Source organism: Streptomyces sp. NPDC055140, from assembly GCF_053607285.1.
This window is the reverse complement of record NZ_JBSGTG010000001.1, coordinates 274002-292545: the sequence shown is the minus strand read 5'-3', so window position 1 is coordinate 292545 and position 18544 is coordinate 274002. Positions and strand designations below refer to the sequence as shown.

Here is an 18544-nt window from a genome sequence, read left to right as displayed (position 1 = left end):
CTTCGGCGGTTACGGCACCCGGTACGTCTCCCCGTACACCTTCCACACCAGCGGTGTCTTCAGGGTCAGGTTGCCGTCGTAGAGGAACTGGCGCTGGGCCGTGTCGATGCGGGTGGTGTCGCGGTCCGGCTTCCTCGCCTTCATCGCCGCGCGGCGCACGTCGAGGAAGATGTCGAGGTACGCCTTCTCCTTGCCGCCCTGCGCCGGGGTGTCCGCCTCCCGCATGGCCTTCTCGCGCAGGCCGTAGAAGCCGCTCGGGCTCGTGCCGGGGCCGTGCAGGACCATCGCGTCGTAGTAGATGAACTGGCCGAGTGTGCCCAGGCCGTCGAGCTTGGCGAGGCGGACGGCAGGGTCGAAGTAGACGCGGTCGCGCTCGGAGTTCTGGGCGGCGCGGAAGGCGGGGTCGGACGCCTCCTTCTTCCACGCCGCGGGGAAGCCGGGGTCGAGGCCCTCGTGGGAGTCCGTGCCGTCGACCTTGCGCAGGGCGGGCAGATAGCGGGCGAGGCCGTTGCCCGGGTGGGCCTTCGTGTACCGCTCGACGAGGGTGAGCAGGTCGTGCGTGCCGGTGCAGAAGCCGATGATCCCGGCCGTGTAGCCCTGTCCGTCGTCGATGTCCTCGATGTAGCCGTACTGGCCGCGCCAGTCGAGCGTCGAGTTCTCCGCGCTGGCCACGATCTGCTGGGCGAGGTCCTTCTTCGCGGGCGCGGCGAGGCCGGGCGGCAGGTCGGCGATGGCGTCGTCGTCGGCCTTCTTCTCCGCGGCTGCCTTGGCGGCCGCGGCGTCCTGGCGCGACGTGGACGAGCCGTGCGAGCCGCCCTTGCCGTCGTCGTGCCCCGGCGTGAAGAGGAACACCGCGACCGTGGCGACCGGAGCCACGGCCAGGAGTATGCAGCCTGCGCGTTTCATGCCGCTCAGATTACGTGGCGGGCGCACCGGCTCCGATGTTCGCTGCTATTGACCAAAAGTCAATCCGGCACCAGTCTCGGCACCAGTCTCGGGACGAGCCGAGAGCGAGTCGATCGCGAACCGATCGCGAACCAGGTGTGAGCCGAGCGCGGGCCACGCCCAGGCCGCGCGCTGACCGGGAGGTCGCTGTGAGCAGCGAAGCACGGGCACAGCTGAGTACCGAACTGGGGGCCCAACCCCCGCAATCATTCGCTGAGTTGACCGAAGCTCAGACCCTGCTCCTCGCCACCTCTCTGCGCGGGGAGCGCGAGCGTCGCGCCGCCGGACTCGGGGACGCCGCCGAGGAGGCGCTGAAGCTGGTTCCCGCCCTCGCCCGCGGACCCGTCCGGCGCATCCTCTTCCGCTAGGACCTCTCGTCAGGAGACGTGCACATGGCTGTCACGGACAAGCTGCGGGGCCGGGCCGAGGTCCTCAAGATCGCGAGACTGCTCGACGCCGAGCCCGAGAGCCTCGACTTCCTGCGGGAGCTGCCGCCGGACGACGTGCGCCGCTTCCACGAGCAGACGGTCGCCACGCTGTTCGACCGGATGCCCGACATGCTGGACCGGATCGCCGCGGCCACCAAGCTGGTGCCCGCCGGGGTCGCCGCCGTGATCTCGCAGAAGGCGCTCGGGCCGCGCCTGGCCGCCGAGGTCGCCGGGCGCCTTGACCCCCGGCGTGCCGCCGACATCATCGAGAAGCTGCCCGTACCGTTCACTGCCGAGTCGTGCGCGCACCTCGACCCGCGCCGTATCCCCGGCATCGTGGACCGGCTCGACGAGAATCTCGTCGTCCGTATCGCGGTGGCGCTCGCCGAGCGCGGCGACCATCTGACGATGGGCCGCTTCGTCGGCCATCTGCGGGACTCGGCGCTGACCCGGATCCTGCCGCAGGTCGACGACGCGGCCGTGCTGCGCACGGGCTTCGTCATCGACCGGCCCGAACGCACCGGCCGCATCGTCGAGTTGATGGGGGAGGAGCGGCTGGCGCAGGTCATCGCGTCCGCCGCGACCGAGGGGCTGTGGCCTCAGGCGCTGGCCGTGGCCGGGATGGTCACCGGGGAACAGCGCAGCCGGATCGCCTCGCTCACGGCGGCGCAGCCCGCCGACCGGCTCGACTCGCTGGTGAGCACGGTCGCCGACGAGGACCTGTGGGAGTCCCTGCTTCCGCTGGTGGCGCTTCTCGGTACGGACGAGTGCCGGGCGGTCGCGGCGCTGCCGTCGCTACGGGCCGACGGGGTCCTTGAGGGTGTCGTACGGGCTGTGGTGGCGACGGGGCTGTGGGCGGAGTTCCTGCCGCTGGTGGAGGTCCTGCCGGACGAGTCCCGCCGGGAGGTCGCCGCGGCGGCCGGAGCGCTGCCCGCGCCCGAACTCGACGCGCTGGCCCGCGAGGTGGACAAACAGGACCTGTGGGAACTGGTCCTGCCTCTGGTGGAGCTGATGGACGACGCCGGCAAGCAGCGGATCCTCGAACTCCCGGCGTTCCAGGGGCAGGGGCAGGGGCAGGGGCAGGCGAAGTAACAGCCCCTCTTCTCATCTAAGGCTGCTTGAGGAACGTCAGCGCGATAAGGAGTACGAACAGCCCCGCGGACGCCGAGCCCTGTACCAGGGTGCGGCGGGCGCGGGGCGCGTACGCGAGGGCGAGGGTCGCCGCGCCCCCCGTGAGCAGGCCGCCCAAGTGGCCCTGCCAGGAGGCGAATCCGGCCGAGATCAGCATCCACAGCAGGAAGTACGCCATGAACCGGTTGACGCCGCTCATGTCCGCGCCCAGGCGCCGCGCCATCACGTAGTACGCCGCGCCGAGCCCGAAGATCGCGCCCGACGCGCCGACCGTGAGGGTGCCCGGGGCGATCAGGTAGACGAGCACGGAGCTGCCGAACGCGGACAGGAGATAGACGACGAGGTAGCGGACGCGGCCCAGCTGCGTCTCGACGACGCGGCCGAGGTTCCACAGCGAGTACATGTTGAACAGGATGTGCAGGATCCCGAAGACGCCCTCGGTGGCCGGCATGTGGAGGAACGCGCCGGTGATCATCCGGTACCACTCGCCCGCCACCACCCCCTCCGCGTGGAAGTCGGCCGGGAACCCGTCCTGGTACACGTAATGCCCGCCGTCAGGGCCGACGAGCCCCGCGCCCAGCATCCCGAACCGGTCCACGACGGCCGGGCGCACCAGCTCGGCGAGGTAGGCCACGATGTTCAGGCCCATCAGGACGTACGTGACGAGCGGGACGGCCGACACCCGTCCGCCGAAGACAGTGCGGGCCTGGCGGACCGAGCGGACGCCCTCCTTCACGCAGTCGGGGCAGTGGTGGCCGACGGCAGCCGACCGCATGCAGTCGGGGCAGATGGGCCGCTCGCAGCGGGTGCAGCCGACGTAGGTCTCCACCTTGGGGTGGCGGTAGCAGGTGGTGACCGCGGGGGTCGTGGCGGGCTGGGACTCGGCTTCCACGGCCGGCTCCTCTGAGGTTCGGGGAGGGGGACAGAGCCGGTGGGGACGGCGGCGAACAAAATAGCGAACGCCGTCAGGTGCCGGTGCCCGGGGTACGGGTCAGCCAGGTGGCGGCCCGCGCGAGCGCCGCGTCCGCCTCGGGCAGGAACCCGGCCGCGCCCAGGAACCCGTGGAACACCCCCGGATACAGCGCCACCTCCGCCCGCACCCCGGCCCGCGCGAGCCGCCGCGCGTAGGAGAGCCCCTCGTCACGCAACGGGTCGCAGTCCGCGAGGAGCACGAGGGCGGGCGGCAACCCGTCGAGGTCGGGTGCGAGCCCGGGCGAGGCGGCGACGCGATCGCCGCCGGCGCCGAGGTACTGCTCCCAGTACCAGCGCATATGAGCCGTCGTGTGGAAGAACCCCCGCTCGAACGCCACCGGGGACTCGCCGCCGAGCCGGTGGTCGAGCACCGGGTACAGCAGCAACTGGCCCGCGACCGCCGGCCCTTCGGGATCGGCATGGGCCCGCTGCGCGACGGCGGCGGCCAGGTTCCCGCCGCTGGAGTCCCCGGCGACGAACAGCCGGTCCGGGTCGCACCCCAGTTCCCGCGCGTGCGCGGCGGCCCACCGCGCCACGGCGTAAGCGTCGTGGGAGGCGGCCGGGAACGGGTGCTCGGGGGCGCGCCGGTAATCGACGGATACGACCAACGCGCCGGACAGAGCGGCGAGTTGACGGCAGAGGCCGTCGTGCGTGTCGAGGTCGCAGAGCACCCACCCGCCGCCGTGCAGGAACACCACGAGCGGGCGCGGGCCGTCGGACCCGGGTTCGTAGATCCGTACGGGCACGGGGGCGTCGAGATCCGGCGCGGACACCCGGCGCTCGGTCACCGACCGCATCGGCACGGCCGGTTTCCCGAGCCCCGCCCGCGCGGCGGATCGCAGGGCGGCCGCGTCGAGGGGGCCGTCGGCCGGGTCGGGGAACGTGGCCGACATGGCGTCGCACAGGGTGCGCGCCTGCGGGGTGAGGGGGTCGTGCGTCGTCATCCTGCCGTCGACCCTCCGTCCACCGTGAACTCCGTCCCGGTGATGTACGAGGAGGCGTCCGACGCCAGGAACAGGACCAGCTCACCGACCTCCTCGGGGCGGCCCATCCGGCCCAGCGGCAGATGCGACCAGTCCTTGCCGGAGACCCCGGCGATCATCGGGGTGTCGATGGCGCCCGGGTGCACCGAGTTGACGCGGATCCCGTACCCCGCCAGGTCGAGCGCCGATGAGCGGGTCAGGCCGCGAAGGCCGAACTTCGTGGAGCCGTACGCGGCGTGCCCCGGGATGCCGATGAGACCCGCCGTCGACGAGACGTTGACGACCGATCCGCCGCCCGCCTCCCTCATCGCGGGCACCACGGCCTGGATGCCGAGGAACGGGCCGAGGAGATTGACCCGGATCAGCTGCTCGAAGTTCTCCAGGGTCTCCCGCTCGACCGGGGCGGTGCGCCACAGTGCCGCGTTGTTGACCAGCGCGTCGATGCGTCCGAAGGCGCCGAGCGTGGCATCGACGACCTCGCCCCAGCTGTCCGGGTCCGACACGTCGTGCCGCACGAACAGCCCTTGCTCGCCGAGCGACTTGGCGACCTCGACGCCCTCCTCCTCCCGCACGTCCGTGACCACGACCCGCGCGCCGGCCGCCGCGGCGAGAGCGGCCTCCGCCGCGCCCTGCCCGCGCCCCGCGCCCGTGATGACAACGACCTTGCCGTCCAGTGAGACCGTCACTTCGCCTCCAGCGCCCGGAAGTGCGGGATGACCTTCTCGCCCCACTGGCGGATGGTCTCCATGCACGCCTCCTGCGGGACCGTGCCCATCTGGATCAGGCACATCACCTCGTCCACGCCGATCTCGCGCAGCTGCTCGACGTAAGAGATCGCGGTGTCCGCGGAGCCGTAGGCGTGTTCGGCGTTGTAGGTGCCGGTGTCGACCGGGCGGGCCGGGATGTTCGCCTCGTGGAGTCTGGCGACGAGCTCCTCGCGGTCCTTGGCCATCGCGGCCACGTGGTCGGCGGTGTCTTCGGACTCGGCGTAGGAAGTGGGCGCGGGCGCGTTCCCGTACCAGTGCGCGATCGACTCGGCGAAGAAGCGCTGGCCGCGCGTGCCGAGGCGCAGCGCGAGGTCCGCGTCGTCGAGGACGACCGTCGGGCAGAGCGCCGAGAGGTGGTCGTTGACCTCGGTTGACACGAAGCGGTCGCCGGTGCGGGTCGCGATGGCCTCGTCGTAGACCTTCCGCATCGTGCGGACGTCGTCGGCGCCGGCGAAGCCCATCACCAGGGCCCCGATGCCGAGTTCGGCCGCTAGCTTGAGCGTGTCGTGCTTGGAGCAGGCCATGAAGAGCGGCGGGTGCGGGGCCTGCACCGGGCGGGGCAGGATCGCGCCGGGCCCGATGTCGATCGAACCGTGCCACTCGAACTGCTCCTCCCGCCACGCCGAGGAGAAGATCCGCAGGGCCTCCTCCATCTGCGGATACGTGTCCTCGGGGCGGACCCCGTACATCCGCATCTCCTGCTTCGTCGCGCCGCGACCCGCGCCGATGTCGACGCGTCCGCCGGTCAGCGAGTCGAGCATCGCGGCCCGCTCGGCGACGCGGACGGGGTGCTGGTAGCCGAAGGGCATCGTGACGACGCCGTGCCCGATGCGGATCCGGGACGTCCTGGCCGCGACCCAGGTCAGGAAGATCTCGGACGCGCTCATGTGCGCGTACTGGGTGAGGGAGTGGTGCTCGACCGCCCAGATGCGGTCGAAGCCCATCTCCTCGGCGAAGACGGCCTGTTCGACGCAGTCCTTGAGGACCTGGCGCTCGTTCTCTGGCGTCGGGTCGGCGAGCTGAGCCTCGAAGATCATGGAGAACTTCACGGGGATCCTCCCGAGTGATGTGTTTCTAATAGGAATACTTCTAGCAGGCATACACATGGCGAGGGAAGGGGCTACGTAGACTGCGTGGCGTGGTGAAGAAGAAGGCGGTAGACGACGTGGCCGGCGCGGAGCGCCCCGCACTCCCGGCGACCAGCTGGGCGGTGCTCGGACTGCTCTCCTTCGGTGAGGAGCTGTCCGGCTACGACCTGAAGAAGTGGTCCGACTGGTCCCTGCGCTTCTTCTACTGGAGTCCGTCGTTCAGTCAGATCTACAGCGAGCTCAAGCGCCTGGAGAAGGCCGGTTACGCGACCTCGCGGATGGTCGCGCAGGAGACCGGCACCCGCGACAAGCGGGTCTACCGGATCACCGACGAAGGCATGGAGGCCGTGCGGACCTGGGCGCGCGAGGCGCCCGTCGACCCGCCCGTCCTCAAGCACGGGCCCATGCTGCGGCTCTGGCTCGGGCACCTGCTCGAAGGCGAGCAGATGCGTGAAGTGCTCGCGCGGCACCGGGAGTTCGCCGAGACGATGCGGGTGCGCGCGGAGGAGGACGTGGAGGGCGCGAAGGGCAACGAGGCCTGGACGTACCCCACGCTCACGCTCAAGTGGGCCGAGCGGTACTACGCGTCGGAGCGCGACCTCGCCGACGCCATGCTCGCGGACATCGAGGAGCTGGAGCGCGGCAAGCGCCCGTAGGTGCGGCGGAAGTAGAGCAGTGGCCCCGCGTCGCGGTGTGTGGTCAGTGAGGTGACCCGGCCGAGCGCGATGGCGTGGTCGCCGCCGTCGAGCACGTCGGCGAGTTCGCACTCGATCGTGGCGAGCGCCCCGTCGAGCAGGGGTGCGCCGTTGCCGCCCGGCCGCCAGGGCGTGCCCGCGAACTTGTCGCCGCCCGTCACCGCGAAGCGCCGGCACAGCTCGCGCTGGTCCTCGGCGAGGACGTTGACGGCGAACCGGCCCGCCGTCCTGATCCGCGGCCAGGTCGTCGAGGTGTGTGCCGGGCAGAAGCAGACCAGGGGCGGGTCGAGCGAGACCGACGAGAACGACTGCACGGCCATGCCCGCGGGCCGGCCGTCCCCGTCGAGTGCGGTGATGACCGCGACGCCCGTACAGAAACCGGCGAGGGCGGACTTCAGGTCCTCGGCCGAGGTGGCGGGGTGGGTGGGGATCGGCATGCGAGGCCTCCAAGGAATGTGCCTACTAGGTATATGCCTAACCGAAACACCTGTGATTGGATACCGGCCACGCTCGCACGTCAAGTACCCCTGATCACAGGGAGGGTTCGTGACCAGCACCACCCCACCGCGTACGCTCGCCCAGCTCCCCGAGTACGCCGCCGCCGCGTACGGCGACCGGGAGGCACTCGCCGACGGCGAGGTCCGCTGGAGCTTCAGCCGGCTGCGCGACGAGATCGCCGCGGCCTCGCGCGCCGCCGTCGCGCACGGCATACGCCCCGGCACCCGCGTGGCGATCTGGGCCGCCAACAGCCGTCAGTGGATCCTCGCCGCACTGGGCGCGGTCGGCGCCGGGGCGGTCCTCGTCCCGGTCAACACGCGCTACAAGGCGGCCGAGGCCGCCGACATCATCCGCCGCAGCGGCGCCGAACTCCTCTTCACGGAACGCGGCTTCCTCGGCACCGACTACGTCCACACACTCCGCGCGAGCGGCGAGGACCTCGGCGCCCTGCGCTCCGTAGTCGTCCTCCGGGGCGACGCGCACGACGACGCTCTCGCATGGGAGGCGTACCTGAAGGCGGGCGAAGGAGTCACCGACACCGAACGTCTGGCCCGCGCCGCCACCGTGGGCCCCGACGACCTCAGCGACATCCTCTACACCTCCGGCACCACCGGCCGCCCCAAGGGCGTGATGACGACCCACGGACAGACGGTCCGCCTCTACGAGGAGTGGTCGCGCCAGGTCACCCTGAGAACCGGCGACCGCTACCTCCTGCTGAACCCGTTCTTCCACACCTTCGGCTACAAGGCGGGCATCATCGCCTGCCTGCTGCGCGGAGTCACGATGCTGCCCGAGGAGGTCTACGACGCCGACCGCGTCCTGGAGCGCATCGCCGCCGAACGCGTCTCCTGTCTGATGGGCCCGCCGACGGTCTTCCACGGTCTGATCCACCACCCCCACCGGAGCGAAGCAGACCTCGGAGCGCTGCGGCTCGCCGGAACGGGCGCCGCCGCCATCCCGACCGAACTGGTCGAGCTGATCCGCACAGAACTCGGCGCCCCCGACGTGTTCACGGCGTACGGACTCACCGAGTCGGGCGGCGTCGTCTCCGTCTGCCCCACGGACGCCGACGCGCGGACGGTCGCGCACACGGTGGGCCGCGCGCTGCCCGGCACCGAGATCCGGATCGCCTCGCCGCTGGGCGACGAACTGCCCGTCGGCGAACTGGGCGAGGTACAGGTGCGCGGCTACCACGTGATGTGCGGCTACCTGGACGACGAAACAGCAACCCATGAGGCAGTCCCCCAAGACGGCTGGCTCCGCACGGGCGACATCGGCACGCTCGACGACCGCGGCTTCCTCACCATCACGGACCGGCTCAAGGACATGTACGTCGTGGGCGGGTTCAACGCGTACCCGGCCGAGGTCGAGAACACCCTCCTGGGCCACGAACTGATAGTCGACGCGGCCGTGGTCGGTGCCCCGGACGACCGGCTGGGCGAGGTAGGTGTCGCCTTCATCGTCGTATCCGGACCCGTGGACGCAAACCAGCTCACGGCATGGACGCGCGAGCGCCTGGCCAACTTCAAGGTGCCGCGCCGCTTCGTGACCGTCCGCGAGCTGCCGCGCAACGCGGGCGGCAAGCTCCTGAAAGGCGCGCTGCGCAGCAAGGCAAGAGGAGACCGGGGATGAATTCCACCAGGGAACAGGACGAACTGCGCTCCGCCGTACGGGCGGTGCTGACCCGGCACGAGGGTGCGGCCGCGTGGAGCCCGCTCACCGAGGCGGTCGGCGTGGCGGGGCTCGGGGTGCCGGAGGAGTACGGGGGGTACGGCGGCGGCACGGTGGAGGCGTACGTGGTCATGGAGGAACTGGGCCGGGCACTCAGCCCGGTCCCGTACCTGGCCTCCACCGTCCTGGCCACACAGGCACTGCTCGCGTCCGGCAACGCGCGGGTCTGCGCAGAGCTGCTCCCCGAGCTCGCCGACGGCACCGCGGTGGGAGCGCTGGCCTGGGCGGAGAACGGAAGCTGGGAGCCGGAGGCAATGAACGCCCGGGTCCGAGCGGGCCGGCTGACCGGCGTGAAGGAGCACGTCCTGACGGGCCCGGGACGCCCGGACACCCTGCTGGTCCTGGCCCAAGGCGACGACGGACTCGCCCTCTACCAAGTCCCCACCAGGCAATGCGAGTTCACGTCCCTCCCGACCATGGACCAGACGCGCCCCCAAGCCCGAGTCACCTTCGACAGGACCCCGGACGCCAAGCTCATCGCAGCCGACGGAGAACGAGTCCTGTCCCGAGTGCGGGACCTCGCCTGCACGGCGCTGGCAGCCGAACAGACAGGCGCCGCAGCCCGGGCACTCGCGGACACCATCCAGTACGCCAAGGACCGTGTGCAGTTCGGGCGGCCCATCGGCTCGTTCCAGGCGGTCAAGCACCGCATCGCAGACCTGCACGTCCAACTGGAGGCGGCACGCTCGCTGGCACTGGCGGCCGCGCACTCCGACGCCGCACCCCACCTGGCGGCAGCGGCAAAAGCCGCCTGCTCGCGGGCGTACACGCACATCGCCGGAGAGATGATCCAGTTGCACGGAGGCATAGGCGTCACCTGGGAGCACGAGGCCCACCGCCACCTGAAGCGGGCCCACTCGGGCCGTCACCTGTTCGGCGCCCCGTCGGCACACCGCCAGCGGCTCGCCGACAGGCTGGGCCTGACCCCGGTGGCGTAGCCTCGGCACTCCCGCCACACGACAGCACCATCGGAGCCGCCCAATGCCCGGGATCACTGACAACGGCGTACGGCTGCTGCCCGCGGCGGAACGGACGGCTGCGCCCTGGAAGAACGGCGGCGGGACCACGCGGGAGATCGCGGCCGCGCCACCGGGGGCGGACATGAGCGCCTTCCGCTGGCGGGTGAGCCTCGCGGACGTCGAGGGCGACGGCCCGTTCTCGGCGTTCCCCGAAGTCGACCGGACCCTGACGGTGGTCGAGGGCGCCGGCATGGAACTGACGCTCGGCGGCGAACACAGAACCGTGGACGAGCGCTACGCACCACAGGACTTCCGAGGAGACGTCCCGACCGACTGCCACCTCATCGATGGCCCGGTGGTGAACTTCAACGTCATGTGGCGCAGGGGAGCGGGCGCACCCCCGTCGGTAGCAGTGGTCCGAGGCCGCCTCACCATCACCGGCAAGGCCCTGGTCGTAGCCCTGGACGAAGAGGGCGCGGACATCGCCGACGTAAGGCTCAACCATTACGACGCAGCACTGGTGGACTCCCCCACTGGTACGGCCGCCCTGCACGCCAGAGGTCGCACCGCCGTAGTCACGTTCCACTGAGCGCGACAACCACCGCGAGAGGAAGGCCCCACCGGCCGGCAGCCGCCCCCCGACGGGAGGGGACGTGGCGGGATGTGCGCGCGGAGCCACCCCAGGGAGCGCTCGGGACGCAACCCTCTGGTGCCCAGAACCCATAGAACGGCGAGCACGTACATCCCGCCGCGGCCCCGCACCCACGAACCGGGTGCGCACCAAGAGCGACGCCGCACCCATGAACGACGAGCCGCCCCAAGGTCAAGGCCGCGAGGCGCACCGAACCACGGGGGTGCGCACCAAGAGCGACGCCGCACCCACGAACGACGAGCCGCCCCAAGGTCAAGGCCGCGAGGCGCACCGAACCACGGGGGTGCGCACCAAGAACGACGCCGCACCCACGAACGACGAGCCGCCCCAAGGTCAAGGCCGCGAGGCGCACCGAACCACGGCCGACCCCAGCACGGGAGCGCGTCAGCCCGCCAGCACCCGAGCCCGGCAAGCTGCAGGCGTCCCCCAAGCGTCCCGCAGCGGTCGGGCCTTGCGCAGCCACAGCGACAGGTCCAGCTCCTGCGTGTACCCGATCGCCCCATGGAGCTGGAGGGCAGCCCGCGCCGCCGCGTAGGACGCCTCACCCGCAGCGACCTTCGCCGCCGCGATGTCCCCGGGCGCAAGTGAGAGCGCCGCCCCGAACACCAGCGGCCGCGCGAACTCCAGCCCCGTGAGCGCGTCCGCGAGCCGGTGCTTCACGGCCTGGAAGGAGCCGATGGGGACGCCGAACTGGGTGCGCTGCGTGACGTATTCGACGGTCCGGTGCAGCAGGGAGAGCCCCACACCGAGCGACTGCGAGGCGGTGAGGAACGAGGCCAGGTCCACAGCCCGCGCCGCCGCGTCCCGCACGTCCGGCCCCCGCGCGAGCAGCGTCCCACCCTCCACCGGCGCGTAGAGCCGGCGCGCAGGATCGGCGGACGGCAGCAGAGGCCCGTGGCCGCCGGGGGCGAGCCGCAGTTCGTCTCCGCTGACGACGAAGACGGCGTCGGCGGAATCCGCGTCAAGGACGTACGAGGAGTCCACGCCCAAGGAAACGACCGCGTCCCCGGAGGCGATCTGGGGAAGCCATTCCTTGGCGACATCAGGCAGGCAGCCCAAGAGCCGAGCAACGGCAGCAGTCTCCACCACGGGCCCAGGCACCCCGTGCCGTCCCAACTCCACGTAGGAAAGAGCTAGTTCGACCGGCAGGAACCCCGCCCCGTCAAACGCCTCCGGAACGCCGAGCGCGAAGACCCCCGTCCCGCCAAGCCGCTCCCACAGGGCCCGCCCGGGCCCATGGTCGCCGGACGACCAGGCCCGGATCACAGTGGGCGTATCCGCGGCGCCCAGAAGCCGATCGAGTGTGCGCCCGAACTCGGCCTGCTCCGCGTCGAGGAGGAACCTCATCAGCGCCGTCCCTTCGGCAGGCCGAGCAGCCGCTCGGCGATGATGTCGCGCTGGATCTCGTTGGTCCCCGCATAAATGGGCCCGGCGAGCGAGAAGACGTACCCCTCGCCCCACCCACCGTCATCGGCCAACTCGCCCCCCGCGCCGAGAAGATCGAGCGCGGCCTCATGCAGAGCGATGTCGTACTCCGACCAGAACACCTTGTTCAGACTGGACTCGGCACCGATCGTCTGGCCGGCCGCGAACCGCGACGCGTTGGCGTACGTGAACAACTGGTACGCACGCGCCCCGATCAAGGCATCGGCGACCCGATCGCGAGTGCCCGCGTCCTCCCCGCGTTCGCGCCACAGCCGCACGAGCCGGTCGGCGGAAGCGAGGAAGCGCCCGGGGGAGCGCAGCGTGAGCCCCCGCTCGTTCCCCGTCGTGGACATCGCGATCCGCCATCCGTTGCCAGGCTCACCGATGACGTCCGCGTCGGGCACGAAGACACGGTCGAGGAACAGCTCGGCGAACGCGGGCTTTCCGTCGAGCCGCCCGATGGGCCGCACGGTCACCCCGGGCGCCCGCAGGTCGAACATCAGGTAGGTCAGGCCCTGATGGGGCTTGGGCGCGTCAGGGTCCGTACGGAAGATCCCGAAGGCCCGGTCGGCGAACGCGGCCCGCGAAGACCAGGTCTTCTGCCCGGACAGGAGCCAGCCGCCTTCGGTGCGCACGGCCTTGGACTTGAGGGACGCCAGGTCGGAACCGGCCTCGGGCTCGGACCAGGCCTGCGCCCAGATCGTCTCGCCGCTCGCCATGGACGGCAGCACCCGGGCCCGCTGCTCGGGGGTGCCGTGGTCGAACAGGGTCGGCGCGAGCAGGTTGATGCCGTTCTGCGAAACGCGGCCCGGGGCGCCCGCGGCGTAGTACTCCTCCTCGAAGAGCAGCCACGTGAAGATGTCGGCGCCCCGCCCCCCGTACTCCTCGGGCCAGGACACCACCGACCAGCGGCCGGCGTGGAGCTCGGCCTCCCACGCGCGGTGCGCAGCGAACCCCTCCTCGGTCTCCAGGGACGGCAGTGGCTCGCCCGGGACATGTACGGCAAGCCACTCACGTGCCTCGGCGCGGAACGCGTCCTCGGCGGGCGTGAAGTCGAGGTCCATCAGGCGCTCGCCTCCTTCATCGCGCGTACGTCCATGCCGCCGAGGGAGTCCTTAGCCGTCTCGGCGTTGTGCGCGTGGGCGAGATGGTGCAGGCCGAACACGGAGTCCATGCCCGCGTGCAGGCCCTGAAGGTCCTCTGCCTGGTTCACCGCCCGCTTGGTGAGGGCGAGCCCGAGGCGCGGCATCTCGGCGACGCGCAGCGCCAACTCGTCCGTCGTCCCGGCCAGTTCGCCGCGCTCTACGACGCGGTTGACCATCCCCACCTCGTAGGCCCGGCGGGCGCTCATCCGGTCGCCGGTGAACAGGAACTCCTTGGCGACGCGCGGCGGCATCACCCACGGGTGCGCGAAGTACTCGACGCCGGGGATCCCCATGCGCACGACGGGATCCGCGAAGAACGCGTCGTCGGAGGCCACGATCAGGTCGCAGACCCACGCGAGCATCAGCCCGCCCGCCACACACGCCCCGTGGACCGAGGCGATCACCGGCTTCGGCAGCTCGCGCCAGCGCCGGCACATGCCGAGATACACCTCCGACTCACGGGCGAACCGCGACTCGGCGCCCTGCTTGTCCGAGTGGTCCCACCAGAGCCCGGCCCGCCGCTCGAAGGGCAGATGCGCGTCCCGCTCCGGGGTGCCGATGTCGTGTCCCGCGGAGAAGTGGTCACCCGCGCCGGCCAGGACGACGACCTTGACGCCGGGGTCGTCGGCCGCGCGGTAGAAGGCGGCGTCCAGGGCGTAGGTCATCGCCGAGTTCTGCGCGTTGCGGTACCGCGGACGGTTCATCGTCACGTACGCGACCGGGCCGCGGCGCTCGTACAGGACGGGCTCGGAACCCTCGTGCGGGGCGGGTTCAGGACTGTCGTGGGCTGCGGGCATCGGAAACATCCTTCCCTAACAAGTGTTTGGTAGGTTAACGTACGCCCATGAGCAGCGTCGAGGAGTTTCGCGCCGAGATCCGGGCCTGGCTCGCGGACCATCTCGTAGGGGAGTTCGCCGAGTTGAGGGGCCGCGGCGGGCCGGGCCGTGAGCACGAGGCGTTCGAAGGGCGGCTCGCCTGGGAGCGGCACATGGCGGCGCACGGGTGGACCTGCGTCGGCTGGCCCGTCGAGCACGGCGGCCGCGGCGCGAGCCTCGAGGAGCAGATCGCGTTCCATGAGGAGTACGCGCTCGCGGACGCGCCCGCCCGGGTCAACCACATAGGGGAGCAGCTCCTCGGGCCGACGCTCATCGCCTTCGGTACGGAGGAGCAGAAGAAGCGCTTCCTGCCGCCGATCGTCGCCGTCGAGGAGCTGTGGTGCCAGGGCTACAGCGAGCCGGACGCGGGCTCCGACCTGGCGAACGTGCGCACGAGAGGTGCCCTGTCACCCGACGGTTCGCAGTGGGTCGTCGACGGTCAGAAGATCTGGACCTCGCTCGCCCATGAGGCGCAGTGGTGCTTCGTCGTCGCCCGCACCGAACCCGGCTCGCGGCGGCACGCGGGCCTGTCCTACCTCCTCGTGCCCCTGGACCGGCCGGGCGTCGAGGTGCGGCCCATCGTGCAGCTCACCGGCACCAGCGAGTTCAACGAGGTGTTCTTCGACGGCGCCCGCACCGACGCGTCCCACGTCGTCGGCGAGCCCGGCGACGGCTGGCGGATCGCGATGGCCACCCTCGGCTTCGAGCGCGGCGTCTCCACCCTCGGCCAGCAGGTCGGATTCCGCCGCGAATGGGACGGACTCGCGGAGCTGGCCAGGAAGAACGGCGCGATCGCCGACCCCCTGATCCGTGACCGCCTCGTCCAGGCCTGGATCGACCTGGAGGCCATGGCGGCCTCCGCCCGGCGCGGCGTCGACCCCTCCGTCGGCAAGCTCCACTGGGCGGCCTGGCACCGCGGTCTCGGCGAGCTCGCCATGGACGTGTGCGGCGCCGCGTCCACGGTCGCCGCCGGCGAACCCTACGAACTCGACGACTGGCAGCGGCTGTTCCTCTTCTCCCGCGCCGACACCATCTACGCCGGATCCGACGAGATCCAGAAGAACATCGTCGCCGAGCGCCTGCTCGGCCTGCCCAAGGAGGCGCGGGTATGAGCGCGAAGCCCGAGTACGTGCCCGGCCACGGCCTGCTGAAGGGGCGAACGGCCGTCATCACCGCGGCCGCCGGAGCCGGGATCGGCGGCGCGACGGCACGCAAGTTCCTCGAGGAGGGCGCCCGCGTCCTCATCAGTGACGCGCACGCCCGCAGGCTCAAGGAGAGCGAACAGGCGCTCGCCGACGAGTTCGGCGCGGCGAACGTTGCCTCACTGCCCTGCGACGTCACCGACGAGGAACAGGTCGCGGCCCTGTTCGCGCTGGCCGCCGAGGCGCACGGCGGCCTCGACATCGTGGTCAACAACGCCGGTCTCGGCGGCACTTCGGACCTCGTCGACATGACGGACGACCAGTGGTCCCGCGTCCTCGACGTCACCCTGAACGGCACGTTCCGGTGCACCAGGGCCGCCCTGCGCGCCTTCCGCGACACCGGCCGCCACGGCGTCGTCGTGAACAACGCGTCCGTCGTCGGCTGGCGCGCCCAGGCCGGACAGGCCCACTACGCCGCCGCCAAGGCCGGCGTCATGGCCCTCACCCGGTGCGCCGCGATCGAGGCCGCCGAGTACGGAGTCCGGGTCAACGCGGTCTCGCCCAGCCTCGCCATGCACCCCCACCTCGTGAAGGTCACCTCCGCCGAACTCCTCGCCGAACTCACCGAGAAGGAAACCTTCGGCCGGTACGCCGAGCCCTGGGAGATCGCCAACGTGATCGTGTTCCTGGCGTCCGGCTACTCCTCGTACATGACGGGCGAGGTCGTCTCCGTCAGCAGCCGGCATGCGTAGCGCCGCCGCCGCGCCGGCGAGGACGACAATGGACCCGTGCCTACCAAGAAGAAGCCCCAGGTGACCGCCTCGCCCCAGCGCCGCCGCGAACTCCTCGACACCGCGGCCGAGGTCTTCGCCGCCCAGGGGTACAACGCCACCACCGTCCGCAAGATCGCCGACCACGCGGGCATGCTCGCGGGCAGCCTCTACTACCACTTCGACTCCAAGGAGTCGATGCTCGAAGAGATCCTGCGGACCTTCCTCGACGAGCTGTGGCACGGATACGACTCCGTCCTCGACTCCCGGCTCGGCCCCAGGGAAACCCTGGAGGCCCTCGTCACCGAGTCCTTCCGCGAGATCGACCGGCACCGCGCCGCCGTCGCCATCTACCAGAAGGAGTCCAAGCACCTCGCCGTCCAGGAGCGCTTCGAGTTCCTCGCAGCCTCCCAGCGCAAGTTCGAGAAGGCCTGGCTCTCCACTCTGGAGCGCGGCGTCGCCGCCGAGGTGTTCCGCGCCGACCTCGACATCCGGCTCACCTACCGGTTCGTCCGCGACACCGTCTGGGTCGCCGCGTCCTGGTACCGCCCCGGCGGACAGCACAGCCCCGAGGAGATCGCCCGCCAGTACCTCTCGATGGTCCTGGACGGCATCGCCGTACGCGTCACCCAACCCTGAAGGGAAACCGTCATGGCCGAGGCCTACATAGTCGAAGCGGTCCGCACGCCCGTCGGACGGCGCAAGGGAGGCCTCTCCGCCGCCCACCCCGCCGACCTCGGCGCGCACGTCCTCAAGGAGCTCGTCGCCCGCTCCGGGATCGACCCCGCCGCCGTCGAGGACGTCGTCTTCGGCTGCCTCGACACGGTGGGCCCGCAGGCCGGTGACATCGCGCGGACGGCCTGGCTCGCCGCCGGCCTCCCCGAGGAGGTCCCCGGCGTGACCATCGACCGCCAGTGCGGTTCGTCACAGCAGGCCGTGCACTTCGCGGCGCAGGGCGTCCTGTCCGGCACCCAGGACCTCGTCGTCGCCGGCGGCACCCAGAACATGACGCAGATCCCCATCGCCTTCGCCTCCCGTCAGGCCGCCGAGCCCCTCGGCCTCACGGACGGCCCGTACGCGGGCAGCGAGGGCTGGCGCGCCCGCTACGGCGACCAGCCGGTGAACCAGTTCCACGGCGCCGAGCTCATCGCCCGCAAGTGGGGTATCACCCGCCGTGACCAGGAGGAGTGGGCCCTGCGCTCCCACGAGCGGGCGATCCGCGCCATCGACGAGGGCCGCTTCGCCCGCGAGACCACCGCCTACGGAGACGTCACCGTGGACGAGGGCCCCCGCCGCGACACCACCCTGGAGAAGATGGCGGGCCTCAAGCCCGTCGTCGAGGGCGGCACGATCACCGCGGCCTGCTCCTCGCAGGTCTCCGACGGCGCCGCCGCGATGCTCCTCGCCTCGGAGCGCGCCGTACGCGAGCACGGTCTCACCCCGCGCGCCCGCGTCCACCACCTCTCCGTACGCGGCGAGGACCCCATCCGCATGCTCTCCGCGCCGATCCCCGCGACGGCGTACGCGTTGAAGAAGACCGGCCTGTCCATGGACGACATCGACCTCGTCGAGATCAACGAGGCCTTCGCCCCCGTGGTCCTCGCCTGGCTCAAGGAGACGGGCACGGACCCGGAGAGGGTGAACGTGAACGGGGGAGCGATCGCCCTCGGGCACCCCCTCGGCGCGACCGGCGCGAAGCTGATGACGACGCTGCTGCACGAGCTGGAGCGCACGGGCGGTCGCTACGGACTGCAGACGATGTGCGAGGGAGGGGGCCAGGCGAACGTCACGATCATCGAGCGTCTCTAGTCCCGTGACGGTCGTGCTAAGGTCGATGACGTTGCAGTTTTGGTACCCATAGACTTTATGTGCGCCTGACGGGAATGTTCCTCAGGCGCATTATTGTTTTCCGGCCGGTCCTCCGGGCCAACTCCGGATGGGGCTCAATGGTGCGACTGGAGATTCGAAGGACTCGGATTTCCGTACCGCCCCAGTAAAGGAGATTGTTATGGCCACCGGAACCGTGAAGTGGTTCAACTCGGAAAAGGGCTTCGGCTTCATTGAGCAGGACGGCGGCGGCGCCGACGTCTTCGCCCACTACTCGAACATCGCCACCCAGGGCTTCCGTGAGCTCCAGGAGGGCCAGAAGGTGACGTTCGACGTCACGCAGGGCCAGAAGGGCCCCCAGGCGGAGAACATCCTCCCCGCCTGAAACACCGCTTGATCCCAAGGATCACGCACCCCACGGCCGGGGTCCGCACCGCGAAGGTGCGGGCCCCGGCCCGTGCTGTCCCCAGGCCGGCGGCCCGCAGACGCGTCGATGGCCACCGGCTCCCGG

The 18544-nt window shown here is 71.1% G+C and carries 20 protein-coding genes; 11 read left to right on the top strand and 9 right to left on the bottom strand.

The window, feature by feature from the left end:
• Nucleotides 1-9: 9 nt before the first annotated feature.
• On the bottom strand, nucleotides 10-906 hold the full coding sequence (locus tag ACWFR4_RS01400; RefSeq protein WP_453650186.1) for a chitosanase: 897 nt from the start codon (nucleotides 904-906) through the stop codon (nucleotides 10-12).
• 257 nt (nucleotides 907-1163) lie between these two features.
• On the opposite strand from ACWFR4_RS01400, the gene ACWFR4_RS01395 reads away from it, so the two are divergent.
• Together ACWFR4_RS01395 and ACWFR4_RS01390 are read left to right on the top strand one after the other, a co-directional pair.
• Nucleotides 1164-1313, top strand: a complete 150-nt coding sequence (locus ACWFR4_RS01395) for a hypothetical protein (RefSeq protein WP_453461520.1) — start codon at nucleotides 1164-1166, stop codon at nucleotides 1311-1313.
• A gap of 24 nt (nucleotides 1314-1337) precedes the next feature.
• Nucleotides 1338-2465 carry a hypothetical protein gene (locus ACWFR4_RS01390; protein ID WP_453650184.1) on the top strand — a complete coding sequence of 376 codons (1128 nt, stop codon included), beginning with the start codon at nucleotides 1338-1340 and terminating at the stop codon, nucleotides 2463-2465.
• 16 nt (nucleotides 2466-2481) lie between these two features.
• Here ACWFR4_RS01390 and ACWFR4_RS01385 read toward each other — a convergent pair whose 3' ends face one another.
• From ACWFR4_RS01385 to ACWFR4_RS01370, 4 genes are all read right to left on the bottom strand, one after another.
• Complete coding sequence (locus tag ACWFR4_RS01385) at nucleotides 2482-3396, bottom strand: rhomboid family intramembrane serine protease (RefSeq protein WP_453461526.1); 915 nt, start codon at nucleotides 3394-3396, stop codon at nucleotides 2482-2484.
• Nucleotides 3397-3469: 73 nt separating this feature from the next.
• Nucleotides 3470-4420, bottom strand: a complete 951-nt coding sequence (locus ACWFR4_RS01380; protein WP_453650182.1) for an alpha/beta hydrolase — start codon at nucleotides 4418-4420, stop codon at nucleotides 3470-3472.
• A complete protein-coding gene (locus ACWFR4_RS01375) occupies nucleotides 4417-5145 on the bottom strand; it encodes a glucose 1-dehydrogenase (RefSeq protein WP_453650180.1) in 729 nt (242 codons plus the stop codon). The genes ACWFR4_RS01380 and ACWFR4_RS01375 overlap by 4 nt, the downstream gene beginning before the upstream one ends.
• Entirely contained in the window at nucleotides 5142-6275 is a 1134-nt protein-coding gene (locus ACWFR4_RS01370; RefSeq protein ID WP_453461534.1) for an LLM class flavin-dependent oxidoreductase, read from the bottom strand. Before ACWFR4_RS01370 ends, ACWFR4_RS01375 begins: the two co-directional genes overlap by 4 nt.
• A gap of 89 nt (nucleotides 6276-6364) precedes the next feature.
• On the opposite strand from ACWFR4_RS01370, the gene ACWFR4_RS01365 reads away from it, so the two are divergent.
• Nucleotides 6365-6970 (top strand): helix-turn-helix transcriptional regulator, encoded by a 606-nt coding sequence (locus tag ACWFR4_RS01365; RefSeq protein WP_453461537.1) that lies wholly within the window; start codon nucleotides 6365-6367, stop codon nucleotides 6968-6970.
• Here the strand turns inward: ACWFR4_RS01365 and ACWFR4_RS01360 are convergent.
• Nucleotides 6895-7446 carry a flavin reductase family protein gene (locus ACWFR4_RS01360; protein ID WP_453461540.1) on the bottom strand — a complete coding sequence of 184 codons (552 nt, stop codon included), beginning with the start codon at nucleotides 7444-7446 and terminating at the stop codon, nucleotides 6895-6897. The two genes, ACWFR4_RS01365 and ACWFR4_RS01360, sit on opposite strands and share 76 nt — an antisense overlap.
• Before the next feature lie 109 nt (nucleotides 7447-7555).
• Here ACWFR4_RS01360 and ACWFR4_RS01355 point away from each other — a divergent pair, with 109 nt between their 5' ends.
• The 3 genes from ACWFR4_RS01355 to ACWFR4_RS01345 are packed head-to-tail and all read left to right on the top strand — an operon-like array spanning nucleotide 7556 to nucleotide 10786.
• Nucleotides 7556-9139, top strand: a complete 1584-nt coding sequence (locus ACWFR4_RS01355) for a FadD3 family acyl-CoA ligase (RefSeq protein WP_453650179.1) — start codon at nucleotides 7556-7558, stop codon at nucleotides 9137-9139.
• The gene (locus tag ACWFR4_RS01350) at nucleotides 9136-10176 is read left to right on the top strand and encodes an acyl-CoA dehydrogenase family protein (protein ID WP_453650177.1); all 1041 of its coding nucleotides are present in this window, start codon (nucleotides 9136-9138) and stop codon (nucleotides 10174-10176) included. The genes ACWFR4_RS01355 and ACWFR4_RS01350 overlap by 4 nt, the downstream gene beginning before the upstream one ends.
• Nucleotides 10177-10219: 43 nt before the next feature.
• Entirely contained in the window at nucleotides 10220-10786 is a 567-nt protein-coding gene (locus ACWFR4_RS01345) for a HutD/Ves family protein (protein WP_453650175.1), read from the top strand.
• A gap of 447 nt (nucleotides 10787-11233) precedes the next feature.
• On the opposite strand, the gene ACWFR4_RS01340 is transcribed toward ACWFR4_RS01345, so the two are convergent.
• Genes ACWFR4_RS01340 through ACWFR4_RS01330 form a run of 3 tightly spaced genes read right to left on the bottom strand, consistent with a single transcriptional unit; the run spans nucleotide 11234 to nucleotide 14216 of the window.
• On the bottom strand, nucleotides 11234-12196 hold the full coding sequence (locus ACWFR4_RS01340) for an acyl-CoA dehydrogenase family protein (RefSeq protein ID WP_453461550.1): 963 nt from the start codon (nucleotides 12194-12196) through the stop codon (nucleotides 11234-11236).
• Nucleotides 12196-13338: an acyl-CoA dehydrogenase family protein gene (locus ACWFR4_RS01335; RefSeq protein WP_453650173.1), complete on the bottom strand. Its 1143-nt coding sequence runs from the start codon at nucleotides 13336-13338 to the stop codon at nucleotides 12196-12198. The genes ACWFR4_RS01340 and ACWFR4_RS01335 overlap by 1 nt, the downstream gene beginning before the upstream one ends.
• On the bottom strand, nucleotides 13338-14216 hold the full coding sequence (locus ACWFR4_RS01330) for an enoyl-CoA hydratase (RefSeq protein WP_453461555.1): 879 nt from the start codon (nucleotides 14214-14216) through the stop codon (nucleotides 13338-13340). Before ACWFR4_RS01330 ends, ACWFR4_RS01335 begins: the two co-directional genes overlap by 1 nt.
• 47 nt (nucleotides 14217-14263) lie before the next feature.
• On the opposite strand from ACWFR4_RS01330, the gene ACWFR4_RS01325 reads away from it, so the two are divergent.
• The 5 genes from ACWFR4_RS01325 to ACWFR4_RS01305 all read left to right on the top strand — a co-directional run bounded on the left by ACWFR4_RS01325 (nucleotide 14264) and on the right by ACWFR4_RS01305 (nucleotide 18418).
• Entirely contained in the window at nucleotides 14264-15406 is a 1143-nt protein-coding gene (locus ACWFR4_RS01325) for an acyl-CoA dehydrogenase family protein (RefSeq protein ID WP_453461558.1), read from the top strand.
• Complete coding sequence (locus ACWFR4_RS01320; RefSeq protein WP_453650172.1) at nucleotides 15403-16188, top strand: SDR family oxidoreductase; 786 nt, start codon at nucleotides 15403-15405, stop codon at nucleotides 16186-16188. Before ACWFR4_RS01325 ends, ACWFR4_RS01320 begins: the two co-directional genes overlap by 4 nt.
• Nucleotides 16189-16224: 36 nt before the next feature.
• Nucleotides 16225-16845 carry a TetR/AcrR family transcriptional regulator gene (locus tag ACWFR4_RS01315; RefSeq protein ID WP_453461561.1) on the top strand — a complete coding sequence of 207 codons (621 nt, stop codon included), beginning with the start codon at nucleotides 16225-16227 and terminating at the stop codon, nucleotides 16843-16845.
• A 12-nt stretch (nucleotides 16846-16857) separates the two neighbouring features.
• Nucleotides 16858-18015 (top strand): acetyl-CoA C-acetyltransferase, encoded by a 1158-nt coding sequence (locus ACWFR4_RS01310; RefSeq protein ID WP_453461564.1) that lies wholly within the window; start codon nucleotides 16858-16860, stop codon nucleotides 18013-18015.
• A 199-nt stretch (nucleotides 18016-18214) separates the two neighbouring features.
• Nucleotides 18215-18418, top strand: a complete 204-nt coding sequence (locus tag ACWFR4_RS01305) for a cold-shock protein (protein WP_042152846.1) — start codon at nucleotides 18215-18217, stop codon at nucleotides 18416-18418.
• The last annotated feature ends 126 nt before the right edge of the window (nucleotides 18419-18544 follow it).

Excerpts from the sequence above, each read along its gene's own strand:
- ACWFR4_RS01360 (WP_453461540.1), bottom strand. The coding sequence starts at position 7,446 with ATGCCGATCCCCACCCACCCCGCCACCTCGGCCGAGGACCTGAAGTCC.
- ACWFR4_RS01350 (WP_453650177.1), top strand. The coding sequence starts at position 9,136 with ATGAATTCCACCAGGGAACAGGACGAACTGCGCTCCGCCGTACGGGCG.
- ACWFR4_RS01305 (WP_042152846.1), top strand. The coding sequence starts at position 18,215 with ATGGCCACCGGAACCGTGAAGTGGTTCAACTCGGAAAAGGGCTTCGGC.
- ACWFR4_RS01390 (WP_453650184.1), top strand. The coding sequence starts at position 1,338 with ATGGCTGTCACGGACAAGCTGCGGGGCCGGGCCGAGGTCCTCAAGATC.
- ACWFR4_RS01330 (WP_453461555.1), bottom strand. The coding sequence starts at position 14,216 with ATGCCCGCAGCCCACGACAGTCCTGAACCCGCCCCGCACGAGGGTTCC.
- ACWFR4_RS01325 (WP_453461558.1), top strand. The coding sequence starts at position 14,264 with ATGAGCAGCGTCGAGGAGTTTCGCGCCGAGATCCGGGCCTGGCTCGCG.
- ACWFR4_RS01400 (WP_453650186.1), bottom strand. The coding sequence starts at position 906 with ATGAAACGCGCAGGCTGCATACTCCTGGCCGTGGCTCCGGTCGCCACG.
- ACWFR4_RS01340 (WP_453461550.1), bottom strand. The coding sequence starts at position 12,196 with ATGAGGTTCCTCCTCGACGCGGAGCAGGCCGAGTTCGGGCGCACACTC.
- ACWFR4_RS01320 (WP_453650172.1), top strand. The coding sequence starts at position 15,403 with ATGAGCGCGAAGCCCGAGTACGTGCCCGGCCACGGCCTGCTGAAGGGG.
- ACWFR4_RS01335 (WP_453650173.1), bottom strand. The coding sequence starts at position 13,338 with ATGGACCTCGACTTCACGCCCGCCGAGGACGCGTTCCGCGCCGAGGCA.
- ACWFR4_RS01380 (WP_453650182.1), bottom strand. The coding sequence starts at position 4,420 with ATGACGACGCACGACCCCCTCACCCCGCAGGCGCGCACCCTGTGCGAC.
- ACWFR4_RS01345 (WP_453650175.1), top strand. The coding sequence starts at position 10,220 with ATGCCCGGGATCACTGACAACGGCGTACGGCTGCTGCCCGCGGCGGAA.
- ACWFR4_RS01310 (WP_453461564.1), top strand. The coding sequence starts at position 16,858 with ATGGCCGAGGCCTACATAGTCGAAGCGGTCCGCACGCCCGTCGGACGG.